Annotated in this window: 3 protein-coding genes and 1 pseudogene; 3 read left to right on the top strand and 1 reads right to left on the bottom strand. The window is 65.0% G+C overall.

Annotated features, from left to right (window positions below; translation table 11 throughout):
* Nucleotides 1-83: 83 nt before the first annotated feature.
* A pseudogene (locus tag AC1VON_RS25925) lies at nt 84-5,583 on the bottom strand (alpha-2-macroglobulin family protein).
* A 280-nt stretch (nt 5,584-5,863) separates the two neighbouring features.
* On the opposite strand from AC1VON_RS25925, the gene AC1VON_RS25920 reads away from it, so the two are divergent.
* The 3 genes from AC1VON_RS25920 to AC1VON_RS25910 all read left to right on the top strand — a co-directional run bounded on the left by AC1VON_RS25920 (nt 5,864) and on the right by AC1VON_RS25910 (nt 15,752).
* Nucleotides 5,864-7,792 carry an autotransporter assembly complex protein TamA gene (locus tag AC1VON_RS25920; protein ID WP_172349747.1) on the top strand — a complete coding sequence of 643 codons (1,929 nt, stop codon included), beginning with the start codon at nt 5,864-5,866 and terminating at the stop codon, nt 7,790-7,792.
* Between the two features lies 1 nt (nt 7,793).
* The gene (locus AC1VON_RS25915; protein ID WP_483125323.1) at nt 7,794-13,850 is read left to right on the top strand and encodes a translocation/assembly module TamB domain-containing protein; all 6,057 of its coding nucleotides are present in this window, start codon (nt 7,794-7,796) and stop codon (nt 13,848-13,850) included.
* A 243-nt stretch (nt 13,851-14,093) separates the two neighbouring features.
* On the top strand, nt 14,094-15,752 hold the full coding sequence (locus tag AC1VON_RS25910) for an ABC transporter substrate-binding protein (protein WP_483125322.1): 1,659 nt from the start codon (nt 14,094-14,096) through the stop codon (nt 15,750-15,752).
* Nucleotides 15,753-15,793: the final 41 nt, after the last annotated feature.

The raw sequence follows: 15,793 nt of genomic DNA, 5'->3' as shown, positions 1-15,793 counted from the left end.
GAGGGGGCCGGCACCTTCTCCCCGTTGAACGGGGAGAAGGCAACTGTCGCGGACATCGGCGTGTTCATCTTCGCCAAGGCACCTTACGGCGCCTTGATCTCCATCATGCCGGTGGCGGTCCGGGCCGAGAATTGCGGCCGGTACATGTCTTCCACCGTTGCCGCCGGATGGGCATAGGTGCCCGGCGTCACGGCGCGCACGACATAGGCGAGCGTCAGATTGTGGTCGTGCTCGCCATCGGCCGGGTTGAACGCCGCGACGAAACGGTCGTCGCGGAATTCGAGATGCGCGGCGTCGGTCTGTGCCAGCCAGGAGAAGTTCGTCAATTGCGCGCTGGAAACCAGGCCGGGATTGTCGATCTCGAAGCCGGCGGGCAGGAGGTCGGTGACCAGCAGGCGCGACGGCCAGCTGTTCTGTTCGGTGACCTTGAGCACGACGACATAGCGTTCGTTCTGGGTGGCCTCGGTGACATTGGCTTCGGTGCCATCGAGCTTGTAGTAGGTACGGCTGATGGTGAAGCCATCACCGCCGGCCGGCAGGGGCTGGATCGGCGACGCCACGGTGGTGACGACGGCCTGCAGCGGGGTCTTGCCGGTGTTGGCGATTTCGAGCGGGCTATCGACCAGCTCGGAGCCGTTGACCTGGTTGGAATAGCCGCCCGAATGCGGCGCGCCGTTGACGGTCAGAGTGATCGAATCATTGCCTTCCTTCAGCGCACGGGCCGCCAGCAGCATCCAGGAATCGTCCTGGGTGCTGGTCCAGCGCACTTCGGCGCGCTGCCTGGTCACCAGCTTGATCAGTTCAGGCACGACCGTCGAAACCGGCTTCGATTCCGCCGCCAGCGACAGCATCGCCGCGCCGTCACGCAGCGCCGAGCCGTAGTCGGAGCGGTACCAGTCATAGTCGGTCTGCGACTTGGCGAGCTGCAGCGCGGTCTTGAACGTCGCTTCCGAGCGCTGGGTGTCGCCATAGAGCGCAAGGCTCGCCGCCAGCTGGGCCACGGCCATCGGGCTCGAAGAAGGCCTCGAGCTGGGTGTCCGCATAGTAGCGCAGGTCGCCGATCGAGGCCTTCTTGTTGCGGGCCAGAACGTAGAGGGCGTAGGCGATCTCGCTGCCGCGGTCCTGTACGCTCTGGTCGTAGCCGAGCGAGTTCTGCAGATTGCTCAGCGCCTGGTTCATGGCCAGAGCCGGCACATCGTATTTCTGCTCGCGCGCCCTGGTCAGGAACTCGCTGACATAGGCATCGAGCCACAGATCGCCGGAGCCTGGGCCCCACAGGCCGAAGCTGCCGCTTGAGGATTGATAGCTCAGCACCTTGTAGATGGCATCCTGGATACGGCCGTGCAGGTCAGGGTCGCTTTCCATGCCGATGCCCGAGGCCATCTCGTTGACATAGAGAAGCGGCATGGCGCGGCTGGTGGTCTGTTCGGCGCAGCCATAGGGATAGCGGTCGAGCGTCATCAGGAGCGAGGGCACGTCGAAGGCTGCCGCCTGCGAAACGCCGACGCTGACGGAGGCGCCTTCGAGCAGGCTTGCCGCAAGCAGCTCCTTGTCGACGCGCAGCGCGCCGCCATTGCCCTTGAGGTCGACCACAAGGCGCGTGGTGACCGGCAATTGCGCCGGACGTACCGGCACATAGAGCGTCTGCTCGACCTTGGTGCCGTCGGCATGCGCCAGCTTGATGGTAAGCGAGGCATTGCCCGCCGTCTTCGCGATCAGCGGCACGGTCAGCGTCTGGCGCTTGCCCTGGGCGAGCGTCAGTTTCTGGGGCAGGGGCTTGTCGCCCGTCGACAGGTCGCCGGTCGTGTCGATCGAGAAGGCATAGTCGCCGGCCGGGCCGTCGGTGTCGGCCACGTCAAGCCGCATGACGGCGTTGTCGCCAGGCGCCAGGAAGCGCGGCAGACCGGCGGTGATGACTACCGGATCGCGCACGATCACATCGGACTGGGCATGGCCGACCGCTTCCTTGGTCCAGGCGACGGCCATGACGCGCACGGTGCCGTTGAACTGCGGAATGTCGAAGTCGATCCGCGCCTTGCCGTCGGCGTCGAGTTCGACCGGGCCGGAGAAGAAGGCGACCAGCTTCTCGGTCGGCGGGCTGCCTTGCGCCTGCATGTTGGCGCCGTCACCGCCGGTCCTGAGCTTGCCGGTGGTGCCGAGCGACCCATCGATCAGGCGGCCATAGATGTCGCGGATCTCCATGCCCAGCATGCGCTGGCCGAAGAACCAGTTCTCAGGGTCCGGCGCCTTGTAGTTGGTCAGGTTGAGGATGCCGACATCGACGGCGGCAACCATGACGTAGGCGTTCGTGCCCGGCTGCACGCCGGCCACGGAAACCGGGATAGACAGCTGCTGGCGCGGCATCGTCTTGGCCGGCGGCGTCAAGGTGACCGCGAGCTTCTTCGAGCCCGGATCGACCGTCAGCCATTTCACGCCGATGGCGCGGGCCGGCATGCGCGTTTCCTGCGCATCGCCCGGCCGGAACAGGGTGGCCGTGACATAGGCGCCGGCACCCCAATCGTCGCCAACCGGAATATCGACGGTGCTGCCGCCGGCCGGCACGGTCGCCGTGATGGTCTTCAAGAGCTTGTCGGAACCGATATTGACCAGAAGTTCGCCGGCAAAATGCGGCGAGACTTTCAGCTTGGCCACTTCGCCCGCGGCATAGTTGTCCTTGTCGAGGGCGATCTCCAGTCCGTCAGGCGTTTCGGTGGTCGTCGAGGCGACATACCAGCCGGCGTCGAATTCATAGCTGGTCGCCGGCCCCTCGGGATCCGAGGTCTCGACCTCGAGCCGGTACTGGCCCCAGTCGACCGGCACGGAGACGGTGGCGTCGCCCTCGGCGTTGAGGTCGACCTGGCCATTGGCGATCGACTTGGTGAAGGTAACCGGCTCGTAGTTCCACGAATTGTTGGAGCGGTACCATTGGTAATTGCGTTCGACCTTGACCAGCGTCCACTGCGCGCCCTTCAGTGCCTCGCGCTTGCCATCGGGGTCAACGGCGATCAGGCTGAACTTGGCCGTGCCGCCCTGCGGCACTTCACCATCGGCGAAGTCCGGTCTAATGCCGATCATATGGCCTTGCGGGCGGATGCCGATGTTGAGCGAGCGTTCGATGGCGCGGCCACCGGTTTCGCGCATGCGCACCGTCACCTTGCCGTCGACCAGCTTGGTGGTCGAGGGCAATTGGTCAACGGAGATCGGGAAGGTCGCCTTGCCGTCATCGCCAACGACGGGCAGGTTGGTGAGCGGCGTTACCGTCGGCTCCGCCGACTGCTCGTCGGCGAGACCGAAGGAAAAGTTGGGGAAGCGGTCCCAGTCGCGCGCGGTCGACAGCGTCAGTTCGCCTTCAAGCGCCAGGCCCGCCGCCGGCGCGCCATAGAGGAAGCGGCCGTCAATGTTGATGTTGGCGGTTTCGCCGCGCTCGATCTCCTGCTTGTCGGCCTTCATGTCGAATTCGATGCGATCCGGCACGAAGTCCTCGACCAGGAACATCTGGCTGGCGACCGCCGGCTGCTTTGGGTCGGTGTAGATCGACACCGACCAGGTGCCGCGCATGGCATTGGGTTCAAGCGGCAGGTCGACGGCATGGCCGCCGGCCGAAGCGCCGTCGCTGACGATGCGGCGGTCCTCGACGCCGTCGGGGCGCGAGAAGATGAAGGTCAGCGGCAGGTTCTCAACCGCTTTGGCGGCGCCATCGCGGGCAAGGGCGGCGACATGGACATCCTCGCCGGCGCGGTAGATACCGCGTTCGGTCCAGGCATAGACGTCGAGCGCGCCGGGTGCGGCGCGTCCGGTGACGCCACGGTCGGAGAGGTCGAAGCCGGCCTTGGACATGTCGAGGAAGACGAAATCATTGTCGCCTTGCTTGGCCATCAGCACGGCCGGCACCATGCCGCCGTCGCCGCGTGTCAGGCCGGGGTTGAAGACGGCGTGGCCCTCGGCATCCGACGTCGCGGTGCCGAGAACCTCGTTGTTCCTGGCAACCAGCGTCAGTTCGGCGCCGGCGATCGGCTTGGCCGAGCCCAGCGAACGGGCAAAGACATTGAGCCCATCCTGGCCGGTATAGGTCGACAGGCCGATGTCGGAGACGACGAACCACTGGGTGGCCAGCGAATTGTAGCTGTCGCTCTTGTCGTTGACGGCCTGGGCGGTCAGCACATAGACGCCCGGCTTGCGCTGCGGCAGCGCTTCGTCGACCGGGAAGGAGGTGGTGACTTCCTTGTTGAGGTCGTTGACGATGTCGAGCTGGCCCTGCCAGACCGGCGCGCCCATCTGCTCGGAAATGTTGGAGATGTCATAGCCGTCGAGCTGGTGCAGGAACTGGTAGCCCGACAGAAGCTGCGCCAGCGAACGGTCGCCGATGCGGTAGAGCTTCATTTCGGCGGCGTTCATGTTGACGGTAACGACCGGAATGCCGCGGCGCGCGCCGGCCGGCAGCACGAAACTGTCACCGGTGAAGCGGGCGGACGGGGCGCGGTCCTGCACATAGATCGACAGCACCACGGGAGCGGCGGTCACTTCGCCGATCGCCGCCGGCAGGCCGGCGCGGAAGGTCACCTCGTAATGCTGGCCGTGTTCGAGCCCTTCGACGCAGATCTGCTTGTCCTTGGCCTCGACGCCCTTCGGCGGCGCGTTGTCGACGGTGACAAACTGCGCATAGTCGACGCCGGTCTTGACCAGATCCTCGGAGAATTGCGCGCAGATGCGCGGCGCGCTGGTGTCGGCATCGACGCTGTGGTCGATGACGCGGAAACCCTTGCGAGCCTTCAGATCGGCATAGTCGGCCTGGACGGCGGGGGACGTTACGAGCGCAAGGCTTGCCTCATAGGCCTGCAGGGCAGGCCGATAGAGATCGCGCTTGTCGAGGCCGGCGCCGAGCAGCGCCAGCACATCGGCGCGGGTCTTGGTGGTGCGCAAAAGCTTGTAGGCGTTGAAGGCGGCCGAAGTGGCGTTCATCGGCAAGGTAGACGCTTCGGAGGTGTTGGCGGCGGGCTGCACGGCCAGCGTTTCGCGCGCCAGATTGAGCCAGAGCTGGCCATCATCGGGCATTACCGAGACCGCGGCCTCGTATTTCTGCATGGCGGAACGATGGTCGCCGGTCAGCACGGCCTGCTCGGCCGCGTTGATCAGGGCCGCCATGCCTTCGGTCGGCTTGTCATAGGCCGGGCCAAGCAGCCTGTTGCGGTATTGCTGCGCCTGATCGGCCATCCAGTTGGGGAAGAAGGCGAGTTCCGGCGGCGCGCCGATATCCGGATCGCCGTCAATGTTGACGATCTTGCCGGCAACTGCTCCGTTGAAGGGCTTCAGCTGGTTGTAGTCGGATTTGAGGAAGCACCATTTGGCCTTGGTGTTGTAAGTGAAGGCGCGGCAGGCCGGGTCGCCAAGGCATGTTGTCTTGCACTGGTCGAGGGTGACATTCTGGTCGGATCGCAGATCGAAGCCGAAATAATCGGAATTGTCGGTCGTTGCGATTCGCCGGGCCTCGGCCGCTTGCGCGATGCCGTTCCAGGCCAAGGCATTGGCCCAGGCGAAGAAAAGAAGGATCAGAATCGACAGACCACGAGCCGTGCGCATTGCCATAACACCCTCCAGACAATTGCAGACGTCCGGGCATGTTCAAGCTTCAGTCGAGCTTGTCAACGCGCGGACGCGGCAGGTTCCGCCTGCCAACGGTTTATTTTCCGGCCAAGGACCGGTATGCGGACAGTAACCTCCATAGGGCGGGGGATCACGCTTTCTTGCGGAAACGCAGAAGGTGTGAATTCCAAGCCCGTCCTATTTCAGACAATTGGATTGTGGCCCCTTTACGTGCGCTTCAGAACTTCATTCCAATTTTAGTTTTGTAACCTAGGTTGTCTTAATGCCAGCGCATGAAAAGCAGATGTCAGGAGGGACCGCGCCAGGGCGCGTTCTTTCGCGCGCCCTGCTTTTGGCCATGATCTGCTCGACCGCGCTGGTCGCCGAATCAAGGTCCGCGGCTGCGTTCGAACTTTTCGGCATCAAGCTGTGGGGGTCGTCCAACGACGAGGACGCCGACATTGTCGACCCGCTGCGCTATGCCGTGACCATCACAGCGCCCGATGCGGACAAGGATCTTGTCAAGAAGCTCGAGAACGCCTCGGCGCTGAAGGGCGACGAGGACCGGCCGGTCTCCGGCTCGCTCGGGCTGATGGCGAAGGCGCGCAGCGACCGCGAACAGCTGGTTGCCGCGCTTTACGCCGATGCCCGCTACGAAGGCGTGGTCACCATCACCATCGACGGCAAGTCGCTCGACGAATTGCCGCCGGACGCCGAATTCAAGGGCCCGCAGCCGATTCCAGTGGCGATCAATATCGCGACCGGCCCCAAGTTCACCCTCGGCGATATCAGGCTGGAAGGGGACGCGGCAGGGCTGATGAGCGCCGACTACGGCCTGATATCGGGCGGCGACGCGGGATCGGGGGCGGTGCTCAAGGCCGAGGCGCTGATCGTGCGCACGTTGAAAGAACAGGGCCGGCCGCTCGCCAAGGTGACCGACCGGCAGATCGTCGCCGACCATGCCACCTCGACGCTCGACGTGACGCTGACGGTCGCGGCAGGCCCCGTCGCCGGCTACGGCGCGACAACGGTGGAAGGCACCGAGAAGGTCGACCGCGACTTCACCGAATACATGACCGGGCTGAAGCGTGGCCGGCAGTACTCGCCGCAGGAGATCAGCGATGCGCGTGACAGGCTGCTGGCGCTCGAGGTTTTCAACAGCGTGACCTTCAAGGAGGCCGACAAGCTCGATGCCGACGGCAACATTCCGATCGGCGTCCAGGTCAGCGAGCGCAAGCCGCGCTATTTCGGCCTGGGCGGCACCTTCTCGAACACGGAAGGCCTCGGCCTGGAAGGCTATTGGGGGCACCGCAACCTGTTTGGTCACGCGGAAAAGCTGCGCATCGATGGCGCCATCAGCGGTATCGGCAGCAACAATCTGTCCGATCTGAACTACAATGCCGGCATCATGTTCGAGAAACCCGGCGTGATCGGGCCGGCGTCGAAGTTCTTTGCCAGCGTGAAGACCGTACTCGAGCATCCCGACGCCTACGACCATTTCTCGGTCAAGGGCAGCACCGGCCTGTCCTATGAACTCGACAAGAAGCAGACCGTCTCGGCGGAGGTGGCGCTCGACTATTCCAGGATCACGGATGCGTTCGGCAAGCACACCTACCTGATCGCCAGCGTTCCGCTGCAATATGTCTATGACAACAGGGATAGCAGGCTGAACCCGACCAGGGGCTTCCGGGTTCTGGCCTATGCCGAGCCGAGCTACGACATTATGAGCGGGGCCGCCTTCCTCAAGCTGAAGGGGGAGGGGTCGGCCTATCAGTCGCTGGATACGGCCTCGAAGTTCGTACTGGCCGAGCGTGTCGCCGTCGGCTCGATCGTCGGCACGGGGCTTGAAAACGTTCCAGCCGACCGGCGCTTCTACTCCGGCGGCGGCGGCTCGGTGCGCGGCTATGCCTATCAGGGCATCGGCCCGAAAGACTTCACTGGCCAGCCGATCGGCGGCCTGTCCTTCTTCGAGACCTCGGTGGAGATGCGCATCGCCGTCACCGACACGATCGGCATCGTGCCGTTCGTCGATGCCGGCACGGTGTCGACCAAGTCGGTTCCCAACTTCTCCGACGTCAAGGTCGGCGCCGGCGTCGGCCTGCGCTATGTGACGCCATTCGGGCCGCTGCGCATCGATGCCGCCGTGCCGCTCAACCGCGATCCCAGCGATCCGCATTTCGGCATCTATGCCGGCATCGGGCAGGCGTTTTGACATGAAGACGGTCTGGCGCATCCTTCGCATTGTTTTTTACACGCTGCTGATCGTGGTCGCGGGCGCGATCGGCGCTCTCGTCGTCCTGACCAAGACCGAGCGCGGACGCGACAATCTCGCCGGTATCATTTCGCGGCTGGCCTCGAGCGACGACCGCAAGGTCACGGTCAGCGGCATCGACGGCATCTGGTCGGGCGCGCTCAGCGTCGACCATGTCGTGCTGGAAGACCGCAACGGTGCCTGGCTGGTGGCGCGCAAGGTCGCCGTCGACTGGTCGCCGCTGGCGCTGCTGTCGAAAAGCTTCAGTGCCGACCGCATCGCGGCAGAGCGCGTCGAACTGGCGCGCCTGCCGGTGGCCGGCACGCAACAGCCGGCGCCGAGCGGCGGCACGACGACATTGCCGGTTTCCATCGACATCAAGCAGATCGACCTGCCGGAAATCGCGCTTGGTCAGCAACTGGCCGGCAGCGGCATCGCCGAACTCGCCGCCAAGGGGATGCTCAAGGCCGATGCGGCGCCGCTGGCGGTCGAGACCACGCTCAACGTCACCCGCCATGACGGCAAACAAGGCAGTGTCGATGCGAACATCCACTTCGCGCCAGCCGACAACAGGCTCGACCTCAAGCTCAAGGCTTCGGAGCCGGCAGGCGGTATCATCGCCAACCTGCTCAAGCTGCCCGATACGCCGCCGGTCGACATAACCGTCTCAGGCACGGGGCCGCTCGCCAACTGGAACGGCATTGCCACGTTCACGGTAGACGGCGAGATCGTCACTCAGCTGACGGGCCGCCACCAGTCGACCGACAAGGGCAGCCACGTCGAGGCGAAGGGTGACGGCGATTTTGCCCGCTTCCTGCCGGAGAATTTGAAGTCGCTGTTTGCCGGCAAGACCAGTTTCGATGTCGCGGGCACCGCGACATCGGCCGGCGGCATCAGTGTCGACCGCGCCAGCATCGAAAGCGATGCCATTCATGGCACAGCGACCGGCATCGCCGATCCGGCCGGTGCCAGCGACCTGTCTGTGGAAATTGCCGCCAAGGGCGCGCCTGTACAGATCACCGTGGGAAGTGCCGCGCAACCGATCACGCTGGCGATCAGGAACGCGACCGCGCGTGCGTTCGGCGACGGCAAGGCGCCGATCGTCGACATCGGTGCCTCGCTGGCTTCGGTGGTGGCGGGCGGCACGCAACTGAACGACCTTGCGGCGCAGATCCATTCCGACGGCTTCGACATCCAGAATCGCTCCGGGCCGGTCGCCGTCAAGCTGACGGCGGGCGGGTTGAAGACCGACGTGGCGACGCTGGCGCCGCTGGTCACCGGCAAGGTCGATGTCGATCTCGCCGGATCGCTGAGCAAGGATGCCATCATCATCGACCAGGGCACGCTGCGTTCCGATGCGCTCAATGCCTCCCTGACGATGACGGTGGCACTCGCGGACCTGTCGATGCAGCTCAAGATGAATGCCGATGCGGTGTCGACCGCCTTGCCGCCACAGATCAGTTCGGTGCTCGGCGAGCGGGTGAAATTCTCGGCCGCGGCGACGCGCGATCCGCAAGGGGCCTTCGCCGCCAATTCGATCTCATTGACCTCCGGGACGCTCAGCGCCAGCGGCACCGCCAGCGCGCAAGGCACAGACATCCAGGCCGACATCAAGGGCACGCTCGGCGACGTTTCGGTGCTGTCGCCGATGGTCGGCGTGCCGGTTGCCGGCGGCGTCGATTTCGCCCTGTCGGCCAGCGGTTCCAGGACGGCCCCGGATTTCACCGTCTCCGCCAATAGCGACAGCCTGACGGCCTCGGGCCGCACGGTGAAGGCGATCAAGCTGACGGCAAGCGGCAAGGCCGACATAGCGAGCCCTTCCGCCGATGTTTCGTTGACGGGCGCCGTCAACGATCAGCCGCTCGACGTCAAGGCGGCGCTGGTGACGAGCGAGGGCAAGCGGTCGATCAACGGCTTGCTCATCTCGCTGGGCGACAACAAGGTTTCGGGCGACCTGGCACTGGATGACAAGTTCATGCCCCTGGGCACGCTGACGCTCGCAGCACCCGCAATCGACCAGTTGGCGGCGCTTGCCGGGCAGGCGGTGACGGGTGATATCAACGGCACCATCAATTTCGCCAAGGACGGCGAGTCGCCGTCGGTCACCATCGATGCCAAGAGCACCTCGATCGCGCGTGGCGAGGTGACCGCCAAGGCGATCGCCGTCAACGCGCTGATCGCCAACTACCTCAAGGCACCGGCGATCTCGGGCACCATCAAGGCTGACTCGGTCACGTCGGGCGCCACCGAGATCAGCGGCATCGGCGTCGACCTGAAGCGCGACGGCGACTGGACCAATTTCACCGGCGGCGCGACGATAGCGGGCATTCCAGCGACAGCGGCCGGCCGGGTCAAGATCGCTCAGGGCACCACCAGCGTCGAGATCGCCTCGGGGGAAGCGACGGTCCGCGGCATCAAGGCGGCAATCGCCCAACCCTCGACACTGACCATCGCCAATGGCACCACCAGCATCGAGAAGCTGGCGCTCGACATTGGTGGCGGCGCGGTGACGTTGTCGGGCAGCGCCGGCCAGACGCTCGATCTCGCCGCACAGTTCTCGGCGCTGCCAGCGGCGCTTGCCGATGATTTTGCGCCCGGCCTCGATGCCCTGGGTACACTTGGCGGCACGGCGCAAGTGACGGGAACGCCGTCCGCCCCGGAAGTTCGGTTCAGCGCGCAGCTTGCCGGCGCCGAAACCAGCCAGACCCGCCAGGCCGGGCTTGGCCCGCTCGCGGTCGATGCGGCCGGCAGCTACACCTTGGCTGGCGGCATCGTCCTCGATCATGCGACACTGTCCGGCGACAAGATTTCCGGCACGGCCGCCGGCACCATCAATCCGAACGGCGCCAGCGATTTTGCCCTGGATCTCACCTCATCCGGCCCCAGCCTGCCGCTGACCGTCGGCAGTGCCGATAGCCCTGTGAAGATCGAGGTCAAGTCCTTGTCGGCAAAGGTGGCGGGGGAGAGCACGAAGGCTCGCCTGGATGTCTCCGCGATCCTGCCTTCGGTCGTCACCAGCCCGGCGAAGGTGGACGGACTTGTCCTGGCGCTGCATTCCGATGCGTTCGATCTCAAGAACCGCGCCGGAGCGGTTTCCGGCACGGTGTCGGTGGACAAGGTCGGCCTCGACAATGCGGCGATCGCGCCGCTGATCGCCGGCAAGGTCACGGCCGCTCTCAATGCCCGGCTGAGCGCCGATTCCGTCGCGATCGACAGCGGCTCGCTCAAAAGCGATGCGCTCAACAGCCAGGTTGCCGGACAGGTATCGCTGCGCGACGGCGCCATCGACCTCAAGCTCAATGCGGATGCTCCGTCATCGGCCTTGCCGGCCGCGGCACGCGGCTTGCTTGGTGAACGGGCGCAGATCAGCGCCACGCTGAAGCGCGATCCCAACGGCAGCATCAATGTCGATGGGCTGAAGCTGGTCTCTGGCGCGCTGACCGCCGGCGGGCAAGCCAGCCTTGCCGACAACAAGCTGGCCGCCGACATCAAAGGCGCGCTGAGCGACATCTCACTGCTATCCAAGGACGCCAAGGGCGCCATTGCCTTCGCGCTGAACGCTCAGGGGCCGGCCATCGCCCCCGACCTGTCGCTGACCATCAACAGCGATCGGCTGCTGGTGGCGGAGCGCGAGATCACCGGGCTGAAGCTCATCGCCACCGGCAAGGCCGATGCCGCCAACCCGGCGGCGAATGTGCAGTTGACCGGCAATGTCGCGGGACAGGCCCTGCAGGGCAGCGCGGTGCTGGCGACGGCGGATGGCAAGAGCGCCATCAACGGTCTGCTCCTGTCGCTGGGCCAGAATAAGATCTCCGGCGATCTGGCGCTGGACGACAAGTTCGTGCCCGAGGGCACGATCTCGCTCGACCTTCCCGATATCGGCCCGCTCGCCGCGCTGGCACTGGAAAAGGCCGAAGGCGACGTGCGTGGCACGATCGCCTTTACGAAGAATGGCGCCGCACCCCAGGTTGCCATCAAGGCGGCCACCGCCTCGATCACGCGCGGCGACCTGCAGGCGAAGGCCGTCTCCATCGATGCGCTGATCGCCAACTATCTCGCCGCTCCAGTCATTTCGGGCAAGATCCGCGCCGACAGCGTCATATCAGGCGGCACCGTGATCAGCGGCATCGATGTCGATCTGAAGCGCGATGGCGACTGGACCGGCTTTTCCGGCGGCGCCACGGTCAAGGGCATTCCGGCCAAGGCCGCGGGCCGCGTGAAGGTGGCCAATGGCACGACCACGATCGAGCTCGCCTCGGGCCAGGCGACCGTCCAGGGCATCAAGGCGGCGATCGCCCGGGCGTCGACCGTCAGCATCGCCAACGGCACGACGACGCTCGACCGGCTGGTGCTCAATCTCGGCGGCGGCACGGCGACGGTGACCGGCAAGGTCGGGCAGACGCTCGACATCAACGCGACGCTGGCGCGGGTGCCGATGTCGCTCGCCAACAGTTTCTCGCCGGGCCTCGATGCTGCCGGTTCGATTTCAGGCACGGTGAAGGTGACCGGCGCGCCGGCCAGTCCGGCCGTGGCCTTCAACATCGACGCGACCGGCGTGCAGACGTCGCAGACCCGCGGCGCCGGGGTCGGCGCGGTAAGCGTTTCCTCGTCCGGCACGTTTGCCGGCAACAAGCTGACCTTCAACGCCAATGTCAGCGACGGCGCCGGACTTGGCCTCAAGGGCGGCGGCACGGTGACGACGGCGGGCACGCCGGCGCTCGTGCTCGACTTCAATGGCGCCGTGCCATTCGGCCTCCTCAGCCAGAAGCTTGCCGCGCAAGGCCTGGCACTGACGGGAACCGCCAATGTCAACGTCCAGGTGCGTGGCCCCGCGACGTCGCCTGTCATCGGCGGCAGCGTCAGCACCTCCGGTGCGCGGCTTGTCGATGCGCGCTCGGGCCTGGCCGTCAACGATCTCACGGCCGACGTCTCGATCGGCGGCGGCGTCGCCAGGATCAACCGGCTGACCGGAACGCTGTCGACGCGCGGCAGCCTGTCGGCGAGCGGCACGGTCGGCATCGACCCGGCGCAAGGCTTCCCGGCCGACCTTTCGATCAAGCTGACCGACGGCCGCTATACGGATGGACGCGTTGTGACCGCCAATCTCGGCGGCGACCTGACGATCAAGGGGCCGCTGACATCGGCACCGGTGATTGCCGGTACCGTCAATCTCGCCAAGACCGTCATCACGGTTCCGGACAAATTGCCGGGCTCGCTCTCGGCGCTCGACGTCAAGCACAAGAACGCGCCAAGCGCCGTCAAGGCGCAGGACAAGGCGCTGCGCCCGGCGACGGCCAGCGGCAAGAGCGGCGGCAGCGGTCTCGCGCTCGATGTCACCGTCAACGCGCCGAACCAGATCTTCATCCAGGGCAGGGGCGTCGATGCCGAACTCGGCGGCTCGCTCCGCCTGACCGGCCCGGCCTCGTCACCGCAGGCGGTCGGCACCTTCACCCTGCAGCGCGGCCGGCTGTCGATCCTGGGCAAGCGGCTGACCTTCACCGAGGGCACCGTTGGCTTCTCCGGCTCGCTGGTGCCCTATCTCAACCTGACGGCGACAACGACGACGACCGGCGCCACCGTCACCATCGTGGTGTCGGGCGAGGCGACCAACCCGAAATTCACCTTCTCCTCGGTGCCGGCGCTGCCCGAGGACGAGGTGCTGGCGCAACTGATCTTCGGCCGCTCGATGTCGAACCTGTCGCCGCTGCAGATCGCGCAGCTTGCCGAAGCCGCCGCGCAACTGGCCGGCGTCGGCGGCTCGACCTCGCTGCTCGAAAACCTGCGCAGTGCCATAGGGGTCGACGATCTCGATGTGACCACGGACAGTCAGGGCGGGACGGCGGTCTCGGCCGGCAAATACCTGAACGACCGCACCTATGTGACCATCCAGAAGGGCGACAAGCCGGGTTCGGGCAAGGCGACCATCGACCTCAATGTCGGGCGTGGCGTCAAGTTGCGCGGCGAGGCGACGGACGCCGGCGAGGCCAAGGGCGGCATCTTCTACGAAAAGGAATATTGAGAGGCTGGCCCTCACCATGGCCGCGACTGGCGCTGTCGTAACCAGCGCCAATGTCTCAGTTTAATCGCCTTGGGAGGAATCTGGGCGCACTAGCAATTTTGCGTCAAGACTGTCGCTATCGCGCGTACCGCTCCCTTTTCAAAGTTGCACATTCGCTAACATGTTCCCAATCCAAGCCATCTTTGACATCATGGCCTGGATGCGGAATGTTAATCGGCGGAAAGCCAACAATGGGAGTTAGTCATGACAATCTATAAAAGTAACGGCGACAGCGTTCCGGATCACATCCTGGCCATGGCCGAAGAAGCCAAGGCAGGAACAGTGGACCGCCGCGAATTCCTGGCGCTTGCCAGCGTCTTCGGCGCGTCGACGGCCATGGCTTACGGTCTGCTCGGCCTTGCCGCTCCAACGCCGGCCAGGGCCGAGGACGTGCAAGGCAAGAAGGGCGGCGTGATCAAGGTCGCCATGTCGGTCAAGGATCCCAAGGATCCGCGCACGGCGGACTGGTCGGAGATTTCCAATGCGGAGCGACAGGCGCTCGAACCGCTGGTGAAATACACCAAGGAGTACACCTTCGCGCCGTACCTGCTGGCGAGCTGGGACATCAACGACGACGCCACCGAATACACGCTGCATGTGCGGCCGGGCGTCGAATGGAACAATGGCGACAAGTTCACGGCCGACGACGTGATCTACAATTTCACCCGCTGGGCCGACAAGTCCGCCGAAGGCAACTCGATGCCGGGACGCCTTGGCAGCCTCGTCGATGATACGACCAAGAAGCTGCGCGAAGGCTCGATCGTCAAGGTTGACGACATGACGGTCAAGCTCAAGCTGACCAAGCCGGATATCGCCATCATCCCGAACCTGTGCGACTATCCCGGCCTCATCGTCCACAAGACCTTCGACGAGAAGGGCGCGAACTTCAAGAACTGCCCGATCGGCACCGGTCCGTTCGAACTCGTATCCTACGACGTCGGTCAGAAGGTCGTCTACAAGCGCCGCACGACCGGCAAGTGGTGGCAGGGCGAGGCCTTCCTCGACGGCGTCGAGTTCATCGACTACGGCACCGATCCGGCCGCGACGGTTTCAGCCTTCGAATCGGGCGAAGTGCACACCAACCACGAGACGACCGCCGACTACGTCAAGATCATCGAAGGCGTCGGCGCGCCGGCCTCGGAAGTTGTGACCGCGGCCACCGTGGTGTCGCGTTTCAACGTCAACGCCAAGCCTTATGGCGACCAGAAGGTGCGTCAGGCGATGTGCCTGGCCGTCGACAATTCGGTGGTGCTGCAGCTTGGTTACGGCAACGCCGGAACGCCGGCCGAAAACCACCATGTCGCGCCGATCCATCCGGAATATGTCGAACTGCCTAAGATCAAGCGCGACATCGCCAAGGCCAAGCAGATGCTGACGGAAGCCGGCGTGATCGATTTCGAGCACGAGCTGATCAGCAATGACGAGGACTACCACAAGAACACCACGGACGCGATCGCGGCCCAGCTGCGCGAGGCCGGCATCAAGGTGAAGCGCACCGTGCTGCCGAGCTCGACCTTCTGGAACGACTGGACGAAGTATCCGTTCTCGGAGACCAACTGGAACATGCGTCCGCTGGGCATCCAGGTCATCGCCATCGCCTATCGCAGCGGTGAAGCCTGGAACGAGACGGCCTATGCCAATCCGGAGTTCGACAAGAAGGTCAACGAGGCCCTCGGGATCGCCGATGCGGAGAAGCGCAAGGTGGTGATGAAGGACATCGAGACGATGCTGCAGGATTCCGGCATCATCATCCAGCCCTACTGGCGCAAGCTCTACATCAACATCAAGCCCGAGGTGAAGAACCACTCGATGCACCCCACCTACGAGCATGATTTCGGCAAGGTCTGGCTCGATCAGGCGTGACCCACAGCTTGAAGAATGCGAGGGGCGCAAGGCCCCTCGCA

Source organism: Mesorhizobium sp. HAY1-8B (assembly GCF_056868045.1).
This window is presented reverse-complemented; position numbering and strand designations above follow the sequence as displayed.

Bases quoted from the DNA above. Each gene is read 5' to 3' on its own strand.
- AC1VON_RS25920 (WP_172349747.1), top strand. From the start codon at position 5,864: ATGCCAGCGCATGAAAAGCAGATGTCAGGAGGGACCGCGCCAGGGCGC.
- AC1VON_RS25915 (WP_483125323.1), top strand. From the start codon at position 7,794: ATGAAGACGGTCTGGCGCATCCTTCGCATTGTTTTTTACACGCTGCTG.
- AC1VON_RS25910 (WP_483125322.1), top strand. From the start codon at position 14,094: ATGACAATCTATAAAAGTAACGGCGACAGCGTTCCGGATCACATCCTG.